Consider the following 21,843-nt stretch of genomic DNA (forward strand, 5'->3'; position numbering starts at 1 on the left):
GCAAGACGATAAACCGGATGCCGCGGGCCTGTATGCCTGCGGCGGTCTCCTGCTTATGTCTGGCGGCGCCCTGCGGACTGACTGCGACAGTATTTATTATGGAAAAACGACAAAGTCGACCTTGTTATCAGTCATCATACAACATAAGTGGGAGTATAAACAGCCGTGTTTAGTTTGGCAAATGAATTGTGGGAACACCTTGATTTTTATTCAGACCCCGCGTCCAGAGCGGATCAGGCGGCATCATAAGCCATGCGAAAACGCCGTGCGCCGGCTTGCCGGAAAGGCTGTTGCACCTTTCGATAAAGAATCCCTGCAAAGGCTCGAAAAGTAACAAATCGATTAGTTGTCTGACAATTTAAGACTACCAATGGGAGGTTCACCGACAAAAAAGCCATCCCCGCCGGAGGATGGCTTCGATGAAACGGAGGCCGCTCACTTCGGCAGCAGTTGTCCGCGAATCTCGCCGCCCGGATGCGCCGCGCTGTGGACATTGACATACATGCCGCCCGCCATGAAGGCGGCATACTGCTCGTCGCTGAACTTGGCGCCGGCCGGCACCGTCCAGCCGTTCTCGCCATTCTTCGTCAACCCCACCAGCACCGGACCATTGGCGCCCGCTGCGCCGGTGTGGATGTGCGCCATCTTGCCTTCGATGCCGGTCGTCGTGATGCTGCCGCTGACCGTCTTGTCGGCGGCCACGCTGATGCTGCCGGAACCGCCGGCGGCCGAATCGTTGGCCGGTACTTCGCTGGCGCTCTTCAGTTCAACGCTGACGGTTTGCGCCGACACCGACGCAACGCTCAACAGCAACGCCGCCAGCAGGGCGATCTTCTTGCTTCCTGGTTTGATCATGATTCGTTCTCCTCGTTTTCAGACATCATAAGAACCTGCATTGCACATCATCAGGCATTGGCCAGCGCCGCCTTCACGCGCTCCGGCGTAAACGGCACGGTGCGCAGACGAATGCCGACCGCATCCCATACCGCATTGGCCAGCGCCGCCGTCACCGGAGAAGCGGCCGCCTCGCCGCCGCCGAGCGGCGGCATGGTCGGCCGGTCGATCAGTTCGATACGCACTTCCGGCACGGCGGGAAAGGCCAGAATCGGATAACTGGCCCAGTCAACGTTCTGCACACGGCGGCGGTCGAAACGGATCTCTTCATACAGGCTGCGCGAAATGGTTTGCAGGATGCTGCCTTCCACCTGGGCGCGCAGCCCATCGGGATTGATGATCAACCCGCAGTCATGCGCGCAGGCCACCCGCAGCACGCGGATGCCGCCGCTGCCGCGATCGACTTCGACCTCCATCGCCATGGCGACATAGGTTTCGTTGTGCTTGTAATGCGAATAGGCAATGCCGCGTCCGCGCTTGTTGGTCTTGTTTACCGCGCCCGCGCTGGCGGCGCGCGACTGCCAGCCGAACAGCGACGCGGTGCGCTTCAATACTTCCGCGCCGCGCGCATCCTTCAGCGATTGCAGCCGGAACGCCAGCGGGTCCATGCCGGCTTGCGCCGCCAGTTCATCCGTAAAGCATTCCACCGCGTAAATATTGGCGATCTTGCCGGGCGCGCGGATGTTGGCCGGACGCAGCGGCGCGCTGTCGTGCCAGTGCACGCCGACCGACACGTTGGCAACGTCGTAAGGCGGATCGCCGTTCTGCGAGATCAGGCCGGTCGAAATGCCCTTGGGTTGCGGCATGCCGGCGGTCTGCGGCGCCAGCAGCGGCACCGTCGGCAGACTGGCGGTGGCGCGCGGCAGCCACATCTCGGTGCGCCACGCAGCAATCGTATTGCCGGGACCGAGCGCACCTTCGACGGTCAATGCCTGCGGCGGCCCCTTGGGATCGAAGCCATGCTCGTCCTGACGCGACCATTGCACCCGCACCGGCTTGCCCAGCGTCTTCGACATCAGCGCCGCATCGGCAGCGGCGTCGTCGTGGCCGTTCATGCCGTAGCAACCGGCGCCGTCGACATACACCAGACGCACCGCCTCATTAGGCAAACCCAGCATCTGCGCGTAAGCGGGACGATAGCGATGCGTGCCTTGCGAAGCCGTATAAATCGTCGCCTGTTTTGCGCCGACATCAGCCACCGCGCACGACGGCCCGATCGAGCCGTGCGTCTGCGGCGGCCAGTAATAACTCGCGCTGAGCTTGCCGGCAGCCGACTGCAACACGCCGGCGGCGTCGCCCTTGCTGACCAGCGTTTCTTCCGCATCGAAGGGGCCGCTGCGCAGCCACTGCTCGACCTTGTCGTGCCCCATCAGTTTGTCGCTGTCGCTCCAGACCACCTTCAGCGCCGCCGCGGCTTGCATGGCATCCCATTCGTCGGGCGCGGCCACGCCGAGGAAGTCGCCGATGCGCACCACCCTGACGCCTGGAAAACTCCTGACGGAAGACTCGTCGATCAAGACGATCCGCGCGCCCTCGCCAGCCGGTCGGATCACGCGCCCATGCAGCATGCCTGGCAACTTCACGTCGTGTACATAGACGTGTGTGCCGGTCACCTTGGCCGGCACGTCGGGCCGCAACAGCGGCTTGCCGACCACGCGATAATCTTGCGGACTATTCAGCGGCGCCTTGGCGTCGACCTTCAGGTCGAAACGCTTGCCGCCGACCAGTTCGGCGAAGCTCAGGCCCGCGCCGCCGGCCTTGGGCCGCACCACGCCGTCCTGCACCATCAGTTCGGACGCCGGTTTTTGCAGGCGCGCCGCCGCCATCAAGATCAGCGCCTCGCGCGCGGTAGCCGCCGCCTGCCGTATCTGCACGCCGCCGCGCATGACGCCGCTGCTGCCGGCGGTCGGCCCCTGGTCGGGCGTGAGCGCGGTGTCGCCTTCGATCATTTCTATCTTGTCGACAGCGATGCCGAGTTCTTCCGCCGCCATTTGCCGGATCGCGATGCGCAGTCCCTGGCCGAGATCGACCTTGCCGGAAAACAAGGTCACGGTGCCGTCCTGATGGATCGCGATGTAACCATCCACCGCGCCGGCATCGAGCGTCTTGTCGATCAGGGCATGCGCTTGCGCGTTGCCGCTCTTGTCCCGCAACACCTGTTCGGTCGCGCGTGCGGACAAAGGCAAACCCAGCGCCACCACCAGCGCGCCGCCGGCCTTGAGCAACTGCCGTCTGGTCATCTGGATATCGAATGGCGCGTTCATGCCGGCGTCCTCCCCGAAGCGCGCATCACCGCGCGCAAAATGCGCACATGCGTGCCGCAGCGGCACAGATTGGCCGCCAGAGCATCCTTGATTTCAGCTTCGCTCGGCCTGGGATTGGAAGCCAGCAAGGCCGCGCTGGTCATGACCATGCCGTTGGCGCAATAGCCGCACTGCGCGGCCTGCTCGGCGATGAAGGCAGCCTGCACCGGATGCGGCCGCTCGGGCGTGCCGAGACCTTCGATAGTGGTGATGGATTTGCCCGCGACGGCCGACAAGGGCGTCACGCAACTGCGCAGCGGCGTCTTGTCGAGCAAGACCGTACAGGCGCCGCATTGCCCCAGACCGCAACCGAACTTGGGACCGGTCAGGCCGATGGCGTTGCGCAAGATATAAAGCAGGGGTTGTTCTGGATCGCGGACATCAACGGAACGGGACGCGCCGTTGACGGTAAAAGAGATGGTAGGCATGACGCTCTCCGGGTCTGTGAAGCGTTATCGGAAAAAACCGTTGTTCGATTCCTAACTCACTTGCACACCTGTAGCGCGATGGATTCTAGCACGCCCGTAAAAGCCCGTATGCCGGTGTCCCAAAGGCCCGGCGAAGCATCCTGTCAGCGTTTTGAAAGTCTGCAGCGCCGCACATTTGCGCCGCTGCAACAAAGCCTCGGAACCGGCCGCCGCAAAACAAAAATTCGTGCGATAAATCCACGCAAGCCATGCCGATTCACAGATAATTTGCCGACGCCACTCCAACCATCAGAACAAAAATCATGCGCCCTTTACTGCTATGTTTCTGCCTCCTCGCCGGCAACGCCTTTCTCCCCGCCCACGCGCAGCAACTCGCGCATGATTTGCATGAGTCGGTCACCGCAATCGACGTCAAGGTCAAGGATATCTACGGCCGCGAAGAGACCGGCAAAGTCGTGGTCACGCAATTCAAACCCGACGGCGACGGTCCTTTTCCGATCGTCATCCTCAACCACGGACGCAGCCCCACCAACCGCGCCGACCCGCCGCGCTTCCGCTACACCAGGCAGGCGCGCTTTTTCACCGAACGCGGCTTTGCGGTATTCGAACCGACCCGCATCGGTTATGGCCAATACGGCACGCAGTTCGATCCGGAAGACAGCGGTTCATGCAGCAGCAAGGACTATGCGCCCATGGCCGAAGCCGCCAGCACGGAAATACTTGCCGTACTTGATTACGCCAGGCAACAGCCTTACGTCGATCCCGCCCGGGTACTGCTGGTCGGCCAGTCGGTGGGCGGCTACTCCACCGTCGCCACCGCCGCCAGGCATCCCGCTGGCCTGATCGGCGCCATCAATTTTGCCGGCGGTTCCGGCGGCGACCCGGCGACGCATCCCGGCGTTCCATGCCAGGGCAATCGCATGGCAGAGATGTACGCCCATTTCGGCAAAACCACCAAGGCGCCGATGCTGTGGATCTACACGGAAAACGACCAGTATTTCAACCCCAGCTACAGCAAGGCCTGGCATGCCGCCTTCGTCAAGGCGGGCGGCGATGCAGATTTCCATCTGCTGCCGCCGTTCGCCAAAAACGGCCACACGCTGTTCTCCAACGGCGTCGATATCTGGTCGCCGATCGTCGCCGAATTCATCGGCAAGCTTGGGTTCAATGCCGAGCCGCTGAAACATTGAACCTCGGACTGATCCTCGCGCCAGGCGTTCATGACATTCAGTTGAGACTGCACACTGTCATCCCGGCTTATGTCTGGGCCCCGTGCCGTATCGGACGTCTGCACGACGCTGGGTCCCGGCGTTCGCCGGGACGACTCCGATGAATAGAAATATGCCTGCTCCGCTGTTCAGCTCAGGAAATCGCCTGCTCCGCCTCAACCCCGGCCTCTCCCGGCGCGCTGCCGGTGTGCCGGATCTCGGCGCGGATTTGCTGCGGATTCTTCAGCAGGTTGAGGATAGGGCAAGTCTTCTCCACCGCCTCGAACAAGGCCTGCACGTCCTCCTCGCTCGCCGGCGACGCCAGATGCACGGTATAACCGATGTCGTGCGGATAGATAGGAATGTCTTCATAACCGGGACGACCGCCACGCGGATCGATCTTGCCGGTGACCTCCACCTCGAGCGAATCGACCGGCACCTGGCGATGCGCCGCCTGGATCAGAAAGATATGCGTCACGCAGGAACCCAGCACGCCCAGTTGCAATTCGGGTGAACTCGGTCCCAGGTTGTAGCCGGCAAAATCCGGCGGGCTGTCGCTGATGACCTGATGGTCGCGAATGCGGATGCGGCGCACGCCGCTGCGTCCTTCGGCGCTGACCTTCGCTTGCAGCGCGGCAGGACCGGCATTGCCGGCGTCGATCAGGGCTTCGCGCGCCAGCACGGCGCTGCGTTTTTCGGACAGGTAATGATTCAGTGTGGTCATGGCGGATACTTTCCTTGAATGATGAATGCGGCGCCGGCACGTCCCATCCGCACCGGGCAAACCGTAGTCTCCATCCTCGCGCTTGCGCCCGGCAACGAAGCATTCTGAATATCCATATACACCTGCGCGGCGCCTCTCGTCTGCCATAACGCCGCATTCGACGCTTACCAGAAACGCACCGTCCAAGTCTGCATGCCGTTCCGCGAGATAAGCGCGGCTACGCGCGCCGGGCGCATAAAGAAACGCATTCTTATTCTTTGGCCGCCGACGCCGGCATCATTAGTATTTGTTTGTTTTGTCAGCGGCCCGTCAGCGCCACATATGCCTGCGCCCGCTCCTGTCAACCCAGTGGAGTCACCAACGATGAAAAATAATATTCCCTCGCAAGATGCAATCGCTCTCCCCTCCTGGTCGCGCCGCGATGTACTGCGCGCAGGCGCGGCGGCAGCCATTGTCGGCACCGGTGCCGCCGTCGTCGCACCCAACGCCTGGTCGGCGCCGCCGCGCAAGCTGACCTTCGCCTGGAGCGCGATCGCGTTCTGCCTGTCGCCGGTGGTAGTGGCGCAGGAACGCGGCTTCTTCGAGAAAAACGGGCTCGACGTCGAATTGCTCAATTGGGGCGGTTCCACCGACCAATTGCTGGAAGCGCTGGCCACCGGCAAGGCCGACGTCGGCGTCGGCCTCATCCATCGCTGGCTCAAGCCGCTCGAAGCCGGCTTCGACGTCAAAATCGTCGGCAGCGCACACGGCGGCTGCCTGCGCCTGGTAGGCGCCAACCAAGCCGGCGTGAAGGACATCAACAGCCTCAAGGGCAAGGTCATCGGCGTGTCCGACCAGAACAGCCCGGCCAAGAACTTCTTCGCCATCCATCTGGTCAAGAAGGGTTTCAACGTCGAGAAGGACGTCGAGTGGCGCGTCTACCCGGCCGACCTGCTCGACGTCGCCGTCAAGAAGGGAGAAATCCAGGCGATCGCCGACGGCGATCCGAACGTCTTCCTGATCGAGAAGCGCAACCAGGGCGTCTTCACAGAAATCGGCAACAGCGCCGTCGGCGAATACAAGGACAAGCTCTGCTGCATCCTCGGTGCGCGCGGCGATCTGGTGCGCAATGACAAACCGGCCGCCGCCGCGGTGGTGCGCTCCATTGTGCAGGCCTCGGAATACGTTGCCGAAAATCCCAACGAAGCCGCCAAGATCTACGCCAAGTATTCACCTAAAGTGCCGGTCGAAGATTTGCGCGCGCTACTGACCGGCCTGACCTATCACCACCATCCGAACGGCAAACCGCTGCGCGACGAAGTCGAATATTTCGCGCGCGACTTCCACACCGCAGGCGTGCTGAAGAAATCCACCGACCCCGTCCGTCTGGCGAATCACGTCACCGTCGACGTGCTGAGCTGACGACCACTCTTGAACCGGAGATCGACATGACAAGCACCACGACTGAGGATGTTTTGCTCAGGGCCGGCCAAGCAGGCCTGTTCGACGGCGTGCGCGTGACCGGCGTCTGGCGCACCGGCCTGCTGGCGGCGACCGCCTGGCTGCTGCTGGGATTGATCACGCTGCGCTGGCCGAACAAGGAAGTCGGTTTCAGCGACTGGGCCTACACCGACGAGTTCGGCTATGCCGCAACCGCGGTTGCCGTGGCGCTGGCCTTGCTGGCGCTGGCAGGCGAACGCGCCGGCCGCGTCGCGCATTTGCTGCGTCCGGCCGGACAATGGCTGGTCGCGGCGCCGCTGCTGCTGGGCACATGGGAAATCCTGACCGCCAAGCTGGGCGTGCTGCCGACGCCGTTCTTCGCGCCGCCGCAAAGCCTGATCGAAGTCTATGACGAAGACTGGCGCCGCCTCGGCATCAGCACGGCGTATTCGCTGCGCTTGCTGGTGCATGGCTTCGCCGTCGGCGGCATCGTCGGCTTCCTGGTCGGCGCCACCATCGGCTGGTCGCGCGTGGCCGGCTACTGGGTGCATCCGGTGCTGCGCTTTCTCGGTCCGGTACCAGCATCGGCGCTGCTGCCGCTGGCGTTTTTCTTCGCGCCGTCCAGCTATGCGGCGGCGGTGTTCCTGATCGCGCTGGCGACGGCGTTTCCGGTCGCAGTGCTGACCTGGTCCGGCGTGGCGTCGGTCAGCAAAAGCTACTACGACGTGGCGCGCACGCTGGGCGCTTCGGAATGGTTCCTGATTCTGCGCGTGGCGATCCCGGCAGCCTTGCCGCAAGTCTTCGTCGGCCTGTTCATGGGCCTGGGCGCGGCGTTCTCGGTGCTGGTGACGGCGGAGATGATGGGCGTCAAGGCCGGTCTCGGCTGGTACCTGCAATGGGCGCAAGGCTGGGCCGCCTACAGCAACATGTATGCCGCGCTGATCGTCATGGCGATCCTGTGCTCGAGCCTGATCACCCTGCTGTTCAAAGTTCGCGACCGCGCGCTGTCGTGGCAGAAAGGAACCGTCAAATGGTAAGCCCGACATTGACCCAACCGGAACAACAACAGCAACGCAAAACCGGCGCGCGCATCGACATCCGCAACGTCAGCCACTGGTTCAAATTACCCAACGGCGTCTTGCAGGTGCTCGACGATATTTCGCTGACCGTCGCGCCGGGCGAGTTCGTCGCTCTGCTCGGTCCGAGCGGTTGCGGCAAGTCGACCTTGCTGCGGCTGGTGGCAGGACTGGAACCGGCGACCGCTGGCGAGGTCTTGCAGAACAACGAGAAGATCACGCGTCCCGATCCTTCGCGCATCGTGGTGTTCCAGGATCCGACGCTGTACCCGTGGCGCAAGGTGTGGGACAACGTCGCACTCGGCCTGCAGGCGCGCGGCCTGCTCAAGCAACAGCGGCAACGCGTCGACGATGCGCTCGCGCTGGTCGGCCTGAGCGAATTCGCCGACGCCTTTCCGCATCAACTGTCCGGCGGCATGGCGCAGCGCGTGGCGCTGGCGCGCGCGCTGGTCAACGATCCGCAATTGCTGGTGCTGGACGAACCGCTTGGCAAACTCGATTCGCTTACGCGCTTGCAAATGCAGAGCGAGCTGGTGTCGCTGTGGCAGCGCAACGGCTTCTCGGCCTTGCTGGTCACGCACGATGTCGAGGAAGCGCTGTTCCTGGCGAACCGCGTCATCATCTTCAGCGATCGGCCGGCGCGCGTGCGCGCCAAAATCACGGTCGACCTGCCCTACCCCCGCCATCGCGGCGATGCGCGGCTGGCCGCGCTGCGCCATGAAGCCTTGCGTCATCTGGGATTGGATGCGAGCTGGTGAGTCTGCTGTCGCTGTCCGACTGGATCAATCCGCTGCTCATCGCATTCCAGGACCTGCAAGAAGGATTTCTCCATGCACTGGCGGCGCTGCGACTGGCGCAGACCAGCCACGGCCAGCCGGCATGGCCGTTCGCGCAGCGTCTGAGCGGCGAGGTCCTGCTGATCGACCGCAGCGTGGCGCGGCAACTGCTGGAGGCATTGGGCTTCGTCGCTATTGCGCTGCTGTCGCTGGCCGTCGCTGCATTGTGGCGGCGCGGCCGCATCGTGATGCTGCTGATCGCCGTGGTGCTGGCGTTCTTCGCGCCGTGGCCTGATCGCGGGCTGCTGCTGGCGCCGGCCGAGCCAACCAGCTTCCACGTTTCGCCTTCGGGTTTCAGCGCCGCCGCCATCGTCCATGGCAAGCGCGTGTACGATCAGCGTTGCGCCAGTTGCCATGCGGCCGACGGCAAGGGCGATACGCCGCTGGCCTTGTCGCTGCCGGTATCGCCGCCCAATCTGGCAAGCGGTTTGCTGTGGCGGCGCGCGGACGGTGAACTGTTCTGGAAGATCGCCTACGGCGCGCGAGATCGCCTCGGTGCAACGACCATGCCCGGCTTCACGCGCCAACTCACCGACAGCGACGTCTGGGCGCTGATCGACTTCATGAAGGCCAATGCAGCAGGTACGAGCATTCGCGAGATCGGCTCCTGGGATCAGCCGGTGGCCTTGCCCGCGGTAGCGACCGATTGCGGCGATGTATCGCGCCGGACCGTCGGGCAACGGCATGGCCAGCGGGTGCGCATCATCCTGGCCTCGGCGCAACAGCCGGCATCATTTCCGCTAGACGATCCGCGCTTGCGCAGCATCATTCTGGCCAACGGCGCGGTCAACAAACCGACATCGCAGCCGGGCGAGCCCGCCATTGATTGCATGGCCAATTCGCGCGATGCGTGGCAAGCGCTTTCCATCATTACCGGCATCGACAGCGACAAGCTCGCCGGCACGCAATTGCTGAGCGACCGCGACGGCTGGCTGCGCGCACGCAAAGCAGCGAATGATGGCAACGGCAACTGGTCCGAATCCGACATCCTGTGCCGCGCGCCGGCGGCGATGAAGAAAGACGCCCGGGGCGGACTCGACGAGCTCATCGCGGCAATGGACGCCGAGCCGGTGCGCTTCGTCAAGGGCGGCTTTATCCACGCGGTCCGATAGCCGTCAGACGTCAAAGAAGAAAACCAAATATCGTCGTGAGAAATGCGTCGTTCGCAATTGCGGAAGCAATTGCTACACTTTCCCGCCAACTCAATACTGACAAGAAAGAACGCCGTGTTTTCATCCCGCCTGCAAAAAAAAATCCTCCTCGTCGCCACACTGGCTTTCAGCGCCAATGCCTTCGCCGCCGACGCCCCGCTGCGTGTGGGCGCGTCGCCCGGTCCGTTCAGCGATTTCCTGCAAGAAGCCGCCAAGATCGCCAATGCGCAAGGTTTCCCGGTCAAAGTGATCGAGTTCACCGAGCCGACCCAAATCAACGAAGCGACGCAGGCCGGAGACATCGACCTGAACAATTTCCAGCACGTGCCGTACATGCAAAAGCAGAACGAATCGCGCGGCTACAAGATCGTGTCGATCAAGCCGACCTATGTCGCGCCGGCTGGCATCTACTCGGCCAAACACAAGTCGCTGGCAAGTTTCCCGCAAGGCGCCAAGATCGGCATTCCGAACGATCCCGCCAATGAAGCGCGCGCCCTGTTCCTGCTGCAAAAAGCCGGCCTGATCAAGCTCAAGGCCGACGCCAACACCAATGCCGGCGTCGCCGACATCGCAGAGAATCCGAAGAAGCTCAACATCGTCCTGCTCGACGAAGTGCAATTGCCGCGCGTGCTGGTCGATATCGATGCCGGCGTAATCACGCTGAACAAGGGCGTCCTGGCGGGCCTCAATCCCAAGGACGCCTTGCTGTTGGAAGACAAGACCTCGCAATGGGCCATCATCTGGGCCGCGCGCGCCGACCGCAAGGATGATCCGCGCATTGCCCGTTTCATAAAGATCTTCGAGTCGGATCAGATCAAGCAGTTCATCATCAGGAAATTCAACGGTACGGTGATTCCGGCCTGGTGATTTTCAGCGCCGCAAACCGTCCGTCATTGCAAACCTCGCATCACGCTGTTGTCCTGACGAACATCTGGATCCAGCGTCGTAACGGCCGTCTTCACGACTCACGACACTGGGTCCCGGCATTCGCCGGGACAATTGCGATGATAGTTTCCTATTCCGCCGGATAGCGGCGAGGCCGCAAACCGGCGTGAAACCAATTCACCAGCGACACTGTGTCGTAAATCGGAATGCCGGAAGCCTGCTGGATATCGGCCGTGAATGGCGCGAGATTGGTGCACTCGGAAACGATGGCGCCGATAGCCGGATTTTCGCGCAGCATGCGCGCCGTCAGATCGAGCACTTCCCGACGCAGCACCGCATGCGGCACGCTGTCGTCGCCCTCGCGGATCGAGCGCACGAATTCGGAATCCTGCGGCATGCCGTACACCGGCGTATCGGCGGCGATGCCGACCGCTTCCAGGTATTTTCCGTTGAGGACTTCGCCGTTATAGGTGAGAATGCCGACCTGCTTGTGCGACGGAATGATCCGCTGCACCATCGGCACCTGCAGCAAGCTGCTGGTCGCCACCGGCACGCCGCAAAAGTCGACCAGTTCCTGCTGATAGATCGACAGGAAGCCGCAGGTCGTGGTGATGCCGTCGACGCCGGCGTCGACCAGTTCCTTGGCCGCCTTCTTGAACGGTTCCAGCAGGCTGGCATTGTGCAGGTCGGTCATCTTGGCCGGCACGGCGTCGTCGACGATACGGTATTGCACCGGAAAATCCCAGGTTCCCGCATGGCCGATGTCGCCGAGATAACGGCGGAAATGCGTCTTCACCATCAGGATGCCGACGCTGACGCCGTAATAGGTTTTCTTGGGCGCAGTCATGTCCGTTCCCTCGCTCATTGCGCGGGATCCTGCAGATAGTCGTCGACGTCGACTTCCAGGATGCTATTGAAGATATTAGTGGCGACCATGGTGCCGCCGAAACCGATCAGGTTGACGATGGCGGCATCGTCGTAGCGCTGCTTCAGGCGCGCCCAGATGGCCTCGTCCAGTTGCCTCGCGCGACCGCCGATGCGGCTGCCAAGGTCGATCAGCAACTGTTCCTCTTCGGTCGGGTTGAAATCCTTCGGCGAGATGCCTTCCGCCGCCAGCGCCTTGCGAAAAAAGGTCGAGCACAGCAAGCAGTCCGATGCCGACGAAATGGCATGGGCGTAGATGTTGAAGGCGCGCTTGCCTAGCAGCCGGATCAGTTCGGCCTTGATCAGGTAGGAACCGTGGTAGGCCTGATGCGCCGGCAGCGAGTGCAGGATGGTGCCTTTCATATTGGTGACCAGGCCGACGCGCGCGATTTCATCGTCGTAAGCTTGCCGGCGTTGCGGGTCGAGCGCTTCGCGCGCGACAAGATTGAGTCTTGCCATGAGAGTGTTCCTTGTGATGGGGATTCAGAGAAAGAAGCGTCGCGGGCGGAATGTTTCCAGTTCCGGCCGCACCGCATTGTTGAGGATTTCGTCGGCCGCCGCCGCGCCGAGGAAAGGCGCCAGCGTTACGCCGCTGTGCGTGACGATGCTGTAGTAGCCCTCCGTATCGGGCGAAGGACCGACCGCCGGGAACTGATCGGCCGGAATCGCACGCACGCCCACGCGCAAGGCTTCGGCATCGACGCCGCGCAACAAGGGCAAGACCTCGCGCGCGGCGGCAAGCAGTCCCGTCACTTCCGGCGAACGGGAATCGAATTCGGCGTCTGCCGCCACTTCAAGATCGTTGCGGCAAATCAGCAGGCGTCCGGCGCCATCGGGGTGAATGTGCACGCGCGGAGAAAAGATCACCCGCTGCACCCCATGCGCCAGCGACGGCGTAAACACCATCAACCCCGCCGACGGCGCCAGCGGAATGCGCAGCGCCGCCGGCAAGGCCGCCTGATCGGCCCAGCGGCCGGTGCAGTTGATGACGACATCGGCGTCGTGCGATACCCCATCGGCAGTCGTCACCCCAACCACGCGGCTGCCTTGCCGCCGGATCGCCGTGACGGCCAGATGCGGGAAAACCTTGGCGCCGTGCCGCTGGGCATCAGCCAGCAAAGCATGGCTGTAGACGACCGGATCGACCCAGCCGTCATCGGGAAAGAAAGCCACCGGCGCATCGCCGACAGCGGCCGGATCGATATCCGGTTCCAGCGCGCGCAGTTGGTCGTGATCGAGCCATTGCGCGGCATAGCCCCATGATTGCAGCAGCGCGATTTTGCGACGGTAGGCCTCGGGCGCGATGCCTTCCCATTCGATGGTGCCGCCGCCGTGCCACCACGGCGCATGGCCGAAAGCGGCGCGTAAATCGGCGTGCGCGCGCATACCGGCGACGTTGAGATCGTGATAGGCGCGCGGTGCCTTGTTATGCGAATTGACCCAGGCGAAACTGCTGGCGCTGGTGCCGCCGCCGATGCGGCCGGCGTCAATGACGGCGACAGGCGCGCCGGCGCGCGCCAGGTGAAAGGCAAGCGAAGCGCCGATCACGCCGGCGCCGATGACGATATGCATAGCTGGAAAAGAGGGTCGTCAGGGAATGCTGATCAGCGTTGCGTTCCCGGCAGATTTCCTGATGATGAAAACAAGATTTCTACTATAACGCCCGTGCTGCAGACGCCCAACGACCAATAGCAAGTATGCAAATTACAAAAGCGCATGTGCGCCTTGTCGACGCTACTGCGGCGATTATTGCTGCGAACCTGAAGTACGTTTTTTCTTGCGACGTTCGCCATGCCGGAGGACGGCGGCACGTTCCTCGCTGGTCAACTCCAGCATGTCGGCATACACCTGATCGACTGCCTGCTCATAGGAAAGCGAGGTATCAAGCGTCATCTTTTCCGTCAGCAAGGCATTGGCTTTTTTCAGATTGCCGTCGCAAATGTCGCGAATGAAATTGATCTTGTGCTGAAAAACAGAGACCGGCTCGTCGGCGCGTAATTTCCTGCCGTAACGCAGCCATAGAAAAGCCGCGCCAAACAAGCCTGCGCCTGTTCCGATAAAAAGGTGTTCCATGCACATCTCCAGCCGAGTGGTTAATGATTGTTGTGACTCGTTGCGCGAGATAGGCATGGCATCCGTTCTGATGCGGTATCGATATCCGTGTGCGCTTGTGCTTGGATTCCCCCCAAGACTTCTGGTCCGTCGTCTCGCTACAGAAACCATTTTTTCGCTTCGGACCAGGCCGTATTAGGCGGCATTTTCCAGCACTTCGCAACAAATCTTTACAACATACCAAGTCGACTCCACTCGTTATTGCGAAGGAGGATTACCGTCAGCATTTTGTCAGCGAAACAGGGCTGGTTGCCGAGTACAGAAATACATACGGACACGGCGAAAACCCGGCTTGCTGTCCGGCGACAACGAAACGTGCATGCGACTACAATGTGTGACTCGTTTTGCCGCACTACGGCGACCGTCTCCGACGGCATTCACGAACAAACAAGGAGAGACATCCAATGACCTATCTGGCATCGAGCACCCGATACGAAACCATGCAATACCGCACCTGCGGCCGCAGCGGCCTGAAGCTGCCGCTGCTGTCGCTGGGCTTGTGGCACAACTTCGGCGACACCGGCTCGCTGGCGACGCAACGCGACATGCTGCGCACCGCATTCAACTTCGGCATCACGCATTTCGACCTGGCCAATAATTACGGACCGCCGTACGGCAGCGCCGAAGCCAATTTCGGTCATCTCTTCAAGCAGGATTTCCAGCCTTATCGCGACGAGTTGATCATCTCGACCAAGGCCGGATGGGACATGTGGCCCGGCCCTTACGGTCAGGGCGGCGGTTCGCGCAAATATGTGCTGGCCAGCCTGGACCAGAGCCTCAAGCGCATGAACCTCGACTACGTCGACATCTTCTACTCACACCGCTTCGATCCGGACACGCCGTTGGAAGAAACCATGGGCGCGCTGGCCACCGCCGTGCAGCAGGGCAAGGCGCTGTACGTGGGCGTGTCGTCCTACTCGCCGCAAAAGACCAGGGAAGCGGCTGAACTGCTGAAGCAATGGAAGGTCCCCTGCCTGATCCATCAGCCGTCGTACAACATGTTCAACCGCTGGATCGAACAGGGCCTGCTCGACGAACTGGAACGGCAAGGCATGGGTTGCATCACCTTCACCGCGCTGGCGCAAGGCCTGCTGAGCGACAAATACCTCAACGGCATTCCTGAAGATGCCCGCATCAACCGCGCCGGCGGCGGTTCGCTCAAGAGCGATCACCTGAGCGCGGAAAACCTGCAACGCGTGCGCGTGCTCAACGACATCGCCAAGGCGCGCGGCCAAACACTGGCTCAAATGGCGCTGGCCTGGGTGCTGCGCGATCCGCGCGTCACGTCGACGCTGATCGGCGCCAGCAGCAGCAAACAGATCCGCGAGAACGTCGCCGCGCTCGAAAAGCTCAGCTTCACCGCCGAGGAACTGGCCGCGATCGACAAGCAGGCGCAAGATGGCCATCTCAACTTGTGGGAAGTGTCGTCGCGACACACCTGATCCTGCGCACAAAACAAAGGCCCATCGGCTTGACGGCGATGGGCCTTTTTCATTTCAACGAAAAATCGCCGCTCAGTGCTTGCCCAGCACTGCCGCCACCGATGCTGCCAGCGACGTGGTCGGATGACCAATCAGGGAAGACAGTTGACGACCGTCGTCAAATAGCGCCCCCTGCGAAGCCGCCGTATCCGAATCGGACAACAGGGCGGCAATCGTTTCCGGCAAACCGAAACCAATCAGCGCAGCCTTGTAATCGGCTTCGGGCACATTGCGATAAATCACCGCCTTGCCGGATTGGCGCGCCGCTTCGGCAGCCAGTTCGGTCAGTGTATAGGCGCTGTCGCCCGCGAGTTCGTAGACCTTGCCGGCGTGACCGCTGCCGGTCAGCACCGTGGCGGCGGCGTCGGCATAATCGCTGCGCGCGGCCGAGGCGATGCGGCCATCGCCGGCGCTACCGTAGATGGCGCCTTGCGCGACGGCATTCGGCACGCCTGCGGTGTAGTTCTCGGTATACCAGCCGTTGCGCAGGATCGTCGCGGGCAAGCCGCTCGCCTTGATGGCTTGCTCGGTTTGCTCATGTTCAGCGGCCAGGCCGAGCGTCGAGGTGTCGGCGCGCAAGACGCTGGTGTATGCCAGCAACTTGACGTCGGCGCGTTTGGCCGCGTCGATGACGGCGCGGTGCTGCGGCAAGCGCTGGCCGATTTCATTGGAAGAAATCAGCAAGACTTTTTCCGCTCCCTGAAAAGCGGCATCGAGGCTGGCGGCGTCGGTGTAATCGGCGCGCCGCACCTGCACGCCCAGCGCGGCCAGGTCGCCGGCCTTTTCCGGACTGCGCACGGCGGCGACCACCTGGCCGGCGGGAACGGTTTTCAACAATGCTGCGATGACAAGACGACCCAATTGGCCGGTGGCTCCGGTGACGACGATCATGACAATTCCTGTTCGATAAAAGTGAAGGAAATCGCAGGTTAGCCGATACGCTAACTTTTTGTAAGTACATACAAAAAGGTTAGTGTAAAATCGGCCCCATGAATACACGAGACCGTTTTCCTCCCCTTTCTTCCCACGTTTCCCTCAAGGAGCGCATGCGGCGCGGCGAGTTGTTTTCCGCCGACTGTCCGTCGCGCAGCGTGTTGAAGCACATCACCAGCCGCTGGGGCGTGCTGCTTCTGGTTGCGCTGCTGGCCGGCACGCACCGCTTCAGCGACCTGCGCCGCAAGGTCGGCGGCGTCAGCGAAAAAATGCTGGCGCAGACATTGCAGGACCTGGAAGGCGACGGACTGGTGATCCGCAAGTCTCATGACGTGGTGCCGCCGCATGTCGATTACACGCTGTCGCCGCTGGGGCTGGAAGCCGCGCAGCGCGTGGAAGCATTGACGGACTGGATAGAAATGAGCCTGCCCCTGATCCTCGAAGCCTGGCAGGAAAAATCCGAGCGAACGGCAAAGAATGCAAACGGCAACGGGAAATAAAAAACCTGTACCTTCCTCACCGCTGCCTTTCCTTCATCGCCTCCGCGAACTTTCGCAGCAGCACCGGAAATGCCTCTTGTTCTGCTGCCGGCCAATCGGCGATCAGTTCGCCAAGCAACTGACGGCGAGCCTTGGCAATCGCCGCGACCGCACGAGCACCTGCTTTCGTGATCGCTGCTGCCCTCACTCGCATGTCTTCCTCAGAGGAGGGGCGCTTGACCAAACCAAGTCGTTCCAACTTAGCAATCTGGCGGCTGACCGTAGAGGGATCACGGCCCGCCTTCTCCGCAAGCTGGGCAACACTCATGGCCGGTGCGGCACTGAGCCGAACCAGCAAGGGAAACAAAGCCCTGTCCAACGACACGCCGGCTGCCCCCAACAGCACCTCATCTTGACGAGGGCTGTTCAGCAGCCCAGTGAGTTCAATCAGAGCCGCGGCAATCGCATCAACATTACATGTATCGTGCATGCTTTACACTCATTCACAAAGTCTTCATAATGCGTGCATCGTACATGCATTTGAAGGCTCACGCTATGGAACCAATGAAGAAAGTGCTGCTGATCATGGGCAGTACACGAGCAGGGAGGAAGTGTCCTCAGATCACCTCATGGGTGAAGTCCCTCGCCAAGCAGGTTTGTCCGGACTTCTCCTATGAAATCGTTGACTTGGCGACGTGGCAGCTACCGATGGACGACGAACCGGGCATTCCTGCTCTGGGCAACTACACACAAGCACATACCTTGGCATGGAGCGAGAAGATCAAGGCAGCCGCTGCCGTAGCCTTCATCACCCCGCAATTCAACTGGGGCTATCCGGCCGTCCTGAAAAACGCCATTGATCACCTGTACAGTGAATGGCGAGAGAAGCCCACGATCATCGTGACCTATGGCGGGCATGGCGGCACTCGCTGTGCCAGGCAGCTAAGACGTGTCGCGGCCTCACTCAGAATGAACGTAGTTCTGACGGCACCGGCTCTTGAACTTCCGGATCTGGTGATTCGGGAAGGTGCAGCCCTCAATCCCGCTCAAGATTTCCGTGCTTCCATTCCCAAAATCGAAAGGGCATTCACGGAACTGGCTAATCAAATCAATGATCGTGAAAGCATGCTTTCAACAATCAAAAGAAAGCTGAAGGCATTGCTTGCCAGCATTTCATAGAAAAAAGAAAGGCCGGTCAGACGGCTACACCGCCAGCGGATTCAAGGGAATGTTCGGCAAGCTGCTCGACCAGGCACTGGAAGAAAAGGTCATCACGAAACGGTTCACGTTCCACGATCTCCGGGCTTATTACGTGACGCAACACAAGGAGGAAAGAGGCAGCCTGCCGGACCTGCATGCCAATCCAGCGACGATGGCGCGCGTGTACGATCGGAGCAAAACGGTGAAGCGGAAGGGGTTGTAAATTCCAGTTTGTGGAACGACTGTGGAATTCCGGCACGGCGAGTAAACACAGCCCTGTGGCGCGAAGCCTTATAGCCTTATAGCCTTATAGCTTTATAGATACTGGGGTGGCTGACGGGACTCGAACCCGCGACAACAGGAATCACAATCCTGGACTCTACCAACTGAGCTACAGCCACCACTGCATGACCAAGGACGTGAACTGCTGCCTTGTGTCAGTGAAGCAGAAGATTATACAAAATTGTGGAGGTTCTGGCAAATGAATTAGTCGCCGGAACGCAATTAGCCGGAATCCGTTTGGAGCGTGGCCGGTTTTCCGGCGATCTGTCGCACTTCCGCAGGCATTCCCAACAAACTCGCCAACGCCGTCGACAAGGTGCTGGCGCTGGCAGTGGTATAGGCGACCAGACCGCCCTCCTCGGCCGCCACGGACAGAAGAAGCAGATCCTTCGCGTTCAGCAGACGGGTCAATTGACGCGTCACCGCTTCGCCGGTATCGACGATGAAGGGTGCCGGACAACCGGCATGCTGCGCGGCCGCCTCGATCAACTCCCGGACAAACGGGTAATGCGTGCAGCCCAGCACCAGGGTATCGGCGCCCTGGGCGATCAGCGGCATGACATAGCGATCCACCAACTCGGCGGTTGCGGGCGAATAAAGTTCGCCCTTTTCGATCTGATCGACCAAGCCGACGCAGGCTTGCGAAATGAACCGTACCTTGCCCGCCGTCGCAACCTGCTCACGCAGCGCAATGAACCTTGCGCTGGCCAGCGTGCTGCGCGTGGCCAGCACGCCGACAATGCCGCTTTTGCTTTGCATCGCTGCCGGTTTCAGGCCGGGTTCGATGCCGACCACGATGAGATCGGGCCAGTTGGTCCTGATCGCCTGGATCGCCGCCGCGGTTGCGGTATTGCATGCGACCACCAGCGCCTTGATACCCTCTTCGATCAGGAAAGCCGCGATCGCCAGCGAGCGCTCGACGATTTGCCGCTCCTCCCTGTCGCCGTAGGGCGCGTAGCCGGAGTCGGCGAAATACAGCAAATGCTCCTGCGGCAACGCGGCGCGCACATGACGCAGCACCGACAAGCCGCCGATGCCGGAATCGAAAATGCCGACGGGCGCATCGGCGTCCATCGGCATCGGTGTTGCCTGCGATATCGATCCGGTCACCGGCGGCCCGCTCATCGGCAAGCAAGTCCCGGTTGACGCAGAGTCATCATGCGATCGTGACAGGAATCTTGCTCAGCGAAGCGCTGGTGGCAATGCGTTCCTTCCACTCCTGCGGGCCGGTGGTATGCACCGAGACGCCGTCCGAATCGACCGCCACGGTCACCGGCATGTCCTTGACGTCAAACTCGTAAATCGCTTCCATGCCGAGGTCGGCAAAACCCAGCACCTTGGCCGACTTGATCGCCTTCGACACCAGGTAGGCGGCGCCGCCGACGGCCATCAGGTACGCCGACTTGTGCTTCTTGATCGACTCGATCGCCACCGGACCGCGTTCCGATTTGCCGATCATCGAGATCAGGCCGGTCTGCTCCAGCATCATGTCGGTAAATTTGTCCATGCGCGTCGCGGTCGTCGGACCGGCCGGACCGACCACTTCGTCGCGCACCGGATCGACCGGACCGACATAGTAGATCACGCGATTGGTGAAATCGACCGGCAGCTTCTCGCCCTTGGCCAGCATTTCCTGGATGCGCTTGTGCGCGGCGTCGCGGCCGGTCAGCATCTTGCCGTTCAACAGCAGGGTCTGGCCCGGCTTCCACGAGGCGACTTCTTCCTTCGTCAGCGTGTTGAGGTCGACGCGCTTGGACTTCTCGGTATCGGGAACCCAGTGAACTTCCGGCCATTCGGACAGCGACGGCGGCTCCATGTAGGCCGGACCGGAACCGTCCAGCACGAAGTGGCCGTGACGGGTTGCCGCACAGTTCGGGATCATCGCGACCGGTTTCGACGCCGCGTGCGTCGGATGCATCATGATCTTGACGTCGAGCACGGTGGTCAGGCCACCCAGGCCTTGCGCACCGATACCCAGCGCATTGACCTTGTCGCACAGTTCGATGCGCAATTCCTCGGTCTTGTTTTGCGGGCCGCGCTTCTTCAGCTCGTACATGTCGATGTCGTCCATCAGCACTTCCTTGGCCATCAGCATGGCCTTCTCGGCGGTGCCGCCGATACCGATGCCGAGCATGCCCGGCGGACACCAGCCGGCGCCCATCGTCGGCACAGTCTTCAGCACCCAGTCCACCAGCGAGTCGGAAGGATTGAGCATGACGAACTTGGTCTTGTTTTCGGAACCGCCGCCCTTGGCCGCGATGCGCACGTCGACGGTATTGCCCGGCACCAGCTCCATGTGGATCACGGCCGGCGTGTTGTCCTTGGTGTTCTTGCGTTCGAATTGCGGATCGGCCACGATCGAGGCGCGCAGCACGTTGTCCGGATGCATGTAGCCTTGGCGCACGCCTTGGTTGACGGCGTCGGCGATGGAACCGGTAAAGCCTTCGAAGCGCACGCCCATGCCGATCTTCAGGAACACGTTGACGATGCCGGTGTCCTGGCAGATCGGACGCTTGCCTTCGGCGCACATGCGCGAATTGGTCAGGATCTGGGCGATGGAATCTTTCGCGGCCGGGCTCTGCTCCTGTTCATAGGCGCGAGCCAGGTGCTGAATGAAATCCACCGGATGGTAATAGCTGATGTATTGCAGCGCGGCGGCCACGGATTCGATGAGATCGTCTTGCTTGATGATGGTCATGGCTGGTTCTCTCGGGTTAATTGAAAGGTTACGGTCAGTGCGGTTCCTGCGGCTCCGGCGGATGCGCCATCAACCGGTCGCAATACGCGATCGCCATGGCGGACAACAGGAAGGTGATGTGGATGCCGGTCTGCGCCAGCAGGGTCTTGACGTCGTAGAGGTTGGCGTTGATGAAGGTCTTGAGCAGATGGATCGACGAGATGCCGATGATCGCCGTCGCCAGCTTGACCTTGAGCACCGACGCATTTACATGCGACAGCCACTCGGGCTGGTCGGGATGGCTTTCGAGGTTCATGCGCGAGACGAAGGTTTCGTAGCCGCCGACGATCACCATGATCAGCAGATTGGAGATCATCACCACGTCGATCAGCGCCAGCACCACCAGCATGATGGTTTGTTCGTTGAGCTTGTCGGGACGCAACGCGCCTTCGATGGCGACCGCGTCGAGAATGTGTTCGAGCGACGACGGGTTGCCCAGGGCCGCCCCGATCAGGTCGCTGAGTTCGACCCAGAAATGATAGACGTAGACGCACTGCGCCAGGATCAGGCCGAGATACAGCGGCAACTGCAGCCACCGGCTCATGAAAATCAGATTCGGCAGGATGCCGATCTTCTTGCCTGGCGATACGGAGCGTGGTTCTTTCATTGGCATACATCTTCGGTTGATACCGGGACTGGCGTCCCTGAAGTCCAGTAGGCGGCCGCAAGCGCGGCGGCCGAATTCAGGGCGCTATTTTACACGCCCTTGCCCATCTCTTGGTTGCTGCGGGCGATCGCAACGCGTACTCCCTGCCGACGCCGCCCGCAAAT

23 protein-coding genes and 1 tRNA gene are annotated in these 21,843 nt (G+C 61.5%); 10 read left to right on the top strand and 14 right to left on the bottom strand.

Annotated elements, in window-relative coordinates; translation table 11 throughout:
* Positions 1 to 435: 435 nt before the first annotated feature.
* From RV1423_RS04050 to RV1423_RS04060, 3 genes are read right to left on the bottom strand one after another with little or no spacing between them, the layout of a single operon-like run.
* Positions 436 to 855, bottom strand: a complete 420-nt coding sequence (locus RV1423_RS04050; RefSeq protein ID WP_034293454.1) for a CHRD domain-containing protein — start codon at positions 853 to 855, stop codon at positions 436 to 438.
* Positions 856 to 905: 50 nt separating this feature from the next.
* A complete protein-coding gene (locus tag RV1423_RS04055) occupies positions 906 to 3,158 on the bottom strand; it encodes a molybdopterin cofactor-binding domain-containing protein (protein ID WP_034293456.1) in 2,253 nt (750 codons plus the stop codon).
* Positions 3,155 to 3,625, bottom strand: a complete 471-nt coding sequence (locus RV1423_RS04060; protein ID WP_034293458.1) for a (2Fe-2S)-binding protein — start codon at positions 3,623 to 3,625, stop codon at positions 3,155 to 3,157. The genes RV1423_RS04055 and RV1423_RS04060 overlap by 4 nt, the downstream gene beginning before the upstream one ends.
* A gap of 302 nt (positions 3,626 to 3,927) precedes the next feature.
* Between RV1423_RS04060 and RV1423_RS04065 the strand changes: the two genes are divergently transcribed.
* Positions 3,928 to 4,815, top strand: coding sequence for a S9 family peptidase (locus RV1423_RS04065; protein WP_034293461.1), 888 nt, complete (start codon positions 3,928 to 3,930; stop codon positions 4,813 to 4,815).
* Positions 4,816 to 4,987: 172 nt separating this feature from the next.
* Here the strand turns inward: RV1423_RS04065 and RV1423_RS04070 are convergent, their stop codons facing one another.
* Complete coding sequence (locus RV1423_RS04070; protein WP_034293463.1) at positions 4,988 to 5,557, bottom strand: OsmC family protein; 570 nt, start codon at positions 5,555 to 5,557, stop codon at positions 4,988 to 4,990.
* A gap of 363 nt (positions 5,558 to 5,920) precedes the next feature.
* Here RV1423_RS04070 and RV1423_RS04075 point away from each other — a divergent pair, with 363 nt between their 5' ends.
* The 5 genes from RV1423_RS04075 to RV1423_RS04095 all read left to right on the top strand — a co-directional run bounded on the left by RV1423_RS04075 (position 5,921) and on the right by RV1423_RS04095 (position 10,906).
* Entirely contained in the window at positions 5,921 to 6,958 is a 1,038-nt protein-coding gene (locus RV1423_RS04075; RefSeq protein WP_034293465.1) for an ABC transporter substrate-binding protein, read from the top strand.
* 26 nt (positions 6,959 to 6,984) lie between these two features.
* The gene (locus RV1423_RS04080; RefSeq protein WP_034293467.1) at positions 6,985 to 8,013 is read left to right on the top strand and encodes an ABC transporter permease; all 1,029 of its coding nucleotides are present in this window, start codon (positions 6,985 to 6,987) and stop codon (positions 8,011 to 8,013) included.
* Entirely contained in the window at positions 8,007 to 8,810 is an 804-nt protein-coding gene (locus tag RV1423_RS04085) for an ABC transporter ATP-binding protein (protein ID WP_034293469.1), read from the top strand. The genes RV1423_RS04080 and RV1423_RS04085 overlap by 7 nt, the downstream gene beginning before the upstream one ends.
* Positions 8,807 to 10,000: a cytochrome c gene (locus tag RV1423_RS04090; RefSeq protein ID WP_034293472.1), complete on the top strand. Its 1,194-nt coding sequence runs from the start codon at positions 8,807 to 8,809 to the stop codon at positions 9,998 to 10,000. Before RV1423_RS04085 ends, RV1423_RS04090 begins: the two co-directional genes overlap by 4 nt.
* Positions 10,001 to 10,114: 114 nt before the next feature.
* A complete protein-coding gene (locus tag RV1423_RS04095; protein ID WP_051516467.1) occupies positions 10,115 to 10,906 on the top strand; it encodes a MetQ/NlpA family ABC transporter substrate-binding protein in 792 nt (263 codons plus the stop codon).
* A 148-nt stretch (positions 10,907 to 11,054) separates the two neighbouring features.
* On the opposite strand, the gene RV1423_RS04100 is transcribed toward RV1423_RS04095, so the two are convergent.
* The 4 genes from RV1423_RS04100 to RV1423_RS04115 form a co-directional block, all read right to left on the bottom strand.
* Positions 11,055 to 11,789, bottom strand: coding sequence for an aspartate/glutamate racemase family protein (locus RV1423_RS04100; RefSeq protein WP_231502042.1), 735 nt, complete (start codon positions 11,787 to 11,789; stop codon positions 11,055 to 11,057).
* Positions 11,786 to 12,307, bottom strand: coding sequence for a hypothetical protein (locus RV1423_RS04105; RefSeq protein ID WP_051516468.1), 522 nt, complete (start codon positions 12,305 to 12,307; stop codon positions 11,786 to 11,788). Before RV1423_RS04105 ends, RV1423_RS04100 begins: the two co-directional genes overlap by 4 nt.
* Positions 12,308 to 12,331: 24 nt before the next feature.
* Positions 12,332 to 13,420 (bottom strand): FAD-binding oxidoreductase, encoded by a 1,089-nt coding sequence (locus RV1423_RS04110; RefSeq protein ID WP_034293475.1) that lies wholly within the window; start codon positions 13,418 to 13,420, stop codon positions 12,332 to 12,334.
* Between the two features lie 174 nt (positions 13,421 to 13,594).
* A complete protein-coding gene (locus tag RV1423_RS04115; protein WP_231502043.1) occupies positions 13,595 to 13,978 on the bottom strand; it encodes a hypothetical protein in 384 nt (127 codons plus the stop codon).
* A gap of 386 nt (positions 13,979 to 14,364) precedes the next feature.
* Here RV1423_RS04115 and mgrA point away from each other — a divergent pair, with 386 nt between their 5' ends.
* A complete protein-coding gene (mgrA, locus tag RV1423_RS04120; protein ID WP_034293481.1) occupies positions 14,365 to 15,402 on the top strand; it encodes an L-glyceraldehyde 3-phosphate reductase in 1,038 nt (345 codons plus the stop codon).
* A gap of 72 nt (positions 15,403 to 15,474) precedes the next feature.
* On the opposite strand, the gene RV1423_RS04125 is transcribed toward mgrA, so the two are convergent.
* On the bottom strand, positions 15,475 to 16,332 hold the full coding sequence (locus RV1423_RS04125; protein ID WP_034293483.1) for an SDR family oxidoreductase: 858 nt from the start codon (positions 16,330 to 16,332) through the stop codon (positions 15,475 to 15,477).
* A 98-nt stretch (positions 16,333 to 16,430) separates the two neighbouring features.
* On the opposite strand from RV1423_RS04125, the gene RV1423_RS04130 reads away from it, so the two are divergent.
* Positions 16,431 to 16,874 carry a helix-turn-helix domain-containing protein gene (locus RV1423_RS04130; protein ID WP_051516469.1) on the top strand — a complete coding sequence of 148 codons (444 nt, stop codon included), beginning with the start codon at positions 16,431 to 16,433 and terminating at the stop codon, positions 16,872 to 16,874.
* A gap of 16 nt (positions 16,875 to 16,890) precedes the next feature.
* Here the strand turns inward: RV1423_RS04130 and RV1423_RS04135 are convergent, their stop codons facing one another.
* Positions 16,891 to 17,343 (bottom strand): MarR family winged helix-turn-helix transcriptional regulator, encoded by a 453-nt coding sequence (locus tag RV1423_RS04135; RefSeq protein WP_034293485.1) that lies wholly within the window; start codon positions 17,341 to 17,343, stop codon positions 16,891 to 16,893.
* Between the two features lie 74 nt (positions 17,344 to 17,417).
* On the opposite strand from RV1423_RS04135, the gene RV1423_RS04140 reads away from it, so the two are divergent.
* Together RV1423_RS04140 and RV1423_RS04145 are read left to right on the top strand one after the other, a co-directional pair.
* On the top strand, positions 17,418 to 18,032 hold the full coding sequence (locus RV1423_RS04140) for an NADPH-dependent FMN reductase (protein WP_231502044.1): 615 nt from the start codon (positions 17,418 to 17,420) through the stop codon (positions 18,030 to 18,032).
* On the top strand, positions 18,016 to 18,276 hold the full coding sequence (locus RV1423_RS04145; RefSeq protein ID WP_051516470.1) for an integrase: 261 nt from the start codon (positions 18,016 to 18,018) through the stop codon (positions 18,274 to 18,276). The genes RV1423_RS04140 and RV1423_RS04145 overlap by 17 nt, the downstream gene beginning before the upstream one ends.
* A gap of 102 nt (positions 18,277 to 18,378) precedes the next feature.
* On the opposite strand, the gene RV1423_RS04150 is transcribed toward RV1423_RS04145, so the two are convergent.
* The 4 genes from RV1423_RS04150 to RV1423_RS04165 all read right to left on the bottom strand — a co-directional run bounded on the left by RV1423_RS04150 (position 18,379) and on the right by RV1423_RS04165 (position 21,679).
* Positions 18,379 to 18,454 (bottom strand) — tRNA-His (locus RV1423_RS04150).
* A 103-nt stretch (positions 18,455 to 18,557) separates the two neighbouring features.
* A complete protein-coding gene (gene murI / locus RV1423_RS04155; protein WP_034293488.1) occupies positions 18,558 to 19,460 on the bottom strand; it encodes a glutamate racemase in 903 nt (300 codons plus the stop codon).
* A gap of 31 nt (positions 19,461 to 19,491) precedes the next feature.
* Complete coding sequence (locus RV1423_RS04160) at positions 19,492 to 21,033, bottom strand: fumarate hydratase (RefSeq protein WP_034293492.1); 1,542 nt, start codon at positions 21,031 to 21,033, stop codon at positions 19,492 to 19,494.
* A 34-nt stretch (positions 21,034 to 21,067) separates the two neighbouring features.
* Positions 21,068 to 21,679 carry a YqhA family protein gene (locus RV1423_RS04165; RefSeq protein ID WP_034293495.1) on the bottom strand — a complete coding sequence of 204 codons (612 nt, stop codon included), beginning with the start codon at positions 21,677 to 21,679 and terminating at the stop codon, positions 21,068 to 21,070.
* Positions 21,680 to 21,843: the final 164 nt, after the last annotated feature.

Source organism: Herbaspirillum sp. RV1423 (assembly GCF_000577615.1).
Taxonomy (GTDB): domain Bacteria; phylum Pseudomonadota; class Gammaproteobacteria; order Burkholderiales; family Burkholderiaceae_D; genus Herbaspirillum.

What these genes read in the sequence shown, in the direction of transcription:
- RV1423_RS04050 (WP_034293454.1), bottom strand. Translation starts at nt 855, where the DNA reads ATGATCAAACCAGGAAGCAAGAAGATCGCCCTGCTGGCGGCGTTGCTG.
- RV1423_RS04055 (WP_034293456.1), bottom strand. Translation starts at nt 3,158, where the DNA reads ATGAACGCGCCATTCGATATCCAGATGACCAGACGGCAGTTGCTCAAG.
- RV1423_RS04060 (WP_034293458.1), bottom strand. Translation starts at nt 3,625, where the DNA reads ATGCCTACCATCTCTTTTACCGTCAACGGCGCGTCCCGTTCCGTTGAT.
- RV1423_RS04065 (WP_034293461.1), top strand. Translation starts at nt 3,928, where the DNA reads ATGCGCCCTTTACTGCTATGTTTCTGCCTCCTCGCCGGCAACGCCTTT.
- RV1423_RS04070 (WP_034293463.1), bottom strand. Translation starts at nt 5,557, where the DNA reads ATGACCACACTGAATCATTACCTGTCCGAAAAACGCAGCGCCGTGCTG.
- RV1423_RS04075 (WP_034293465.1), top strand. Translation starts at nt 5,921, where the DNA reads ATGAAAAATAATATTCCCTCGCAAGATGCAATCGCTCTCCCCTCCTGG.
- RV1423_RS04080 (WP_034293467.1), top strand. Translation starts at nt 6,985, where the DNA reads ATGACAAGCACCACGACTGAGGATGTTTTGCTCAGGGCCGGCCAAGCA.
- RV1423_RS04085 (WP_034293469.1), top strand. Translation starts at nt 8,007, where the DNA reads ATGGTAAGCCCGACATTGACCCAACCGGAACAACAACAGCAACGCAAA.
- RV1423_RS04100 (WP_231502042.1), bottom strand. Translation starts at nt 11,789, where the DNA reads ATGAGCGAGGGAACGGACATGACTGCGCCCAAGAAAACCTATTACGGC.
- RV1423_RS04105 (WP_051516468.1), bottom strand. Translation starts at nt 12,307, where the DNA reads ATGGCAAGACTCAATCTTGTCGCGCGCGAAGCGCTCGACCCGCAACGC.
- RV1423_RS04110 (WP_034293475.1), bottom strand. Translation starts at nt 13,420, where the DNA reads ATGCATATCGTCATCGGCGCCGGCGTGATCGGCGCTTCGCTTGCCTTT.
- RV1423_RS04115 (WP_231502043.1), bottom strand. Translation starts at nt 13,978, where the DNA reads ATGCCTATCTCGCGCAACGAGTCACAACAATCATTAACCACTCGGCTG.
- mgrA (WP_034293481.1), top strand. Translation starts at nt 14,365, where the DNA reads ATGACCTATCTGGCATCGAGCACCCGATACGAAACCATGCAATACCGC.
- RV1423_RS04125 (WP_034293483.1), bottom strand. Translation starts at nt 16,332, where the DNA reads ATGATCGTCGTCACCGGAGCCACCGGCCAATTGGGTCGTCTTGTCATC.
- RV1423_RS04130 (WP_051516469.1), top strand. Translation starts at nt 16,431, where the DNA reads ATGAATACACGAGACCGTTTTCCTCCCCTTTCTTCCCACGTTTCCCTC.
- RV1423_RS04135 (WP_034293485.1), bottom strand. Translation starts at nt 17,343, where the DNA reads ATGCACGATACATGTAATGTTGATGCGATTGCCGCGGCTCTGATTGAA.
- RV1423_RS04140 (WP_231502044.1), top strand. Translation starts at nt 17,418, where the DNA reads ATGAAGAAAGTGCTGCTGATCATGGGCAGTACACGAGCAGGGAGGAAG.
- murI (WP_034293488.1), bottom strand. Translation starts at nt 19,460, where the DNA reads ATGAGCGGGCCGCCGGTGACCGGATCGATATCGCAGGCAACACCGATG.
- RV1423_RS04160 (WP_034293492.1), bottom strand. Translation starts at nt 21,033, where the DNA reads ATGACCATCATCAAGCAAGACGATCTCATCGAATCCGTGGCCGCCGCG.
- RV1423_RS04165 (WP_034293495.1), bottom strand. Translation starts at nt 21,679, where the DNA reads ATGAAAGAACCACGCTCCGTATCGCCAGGCAAGAAGATCGGCATCCTG.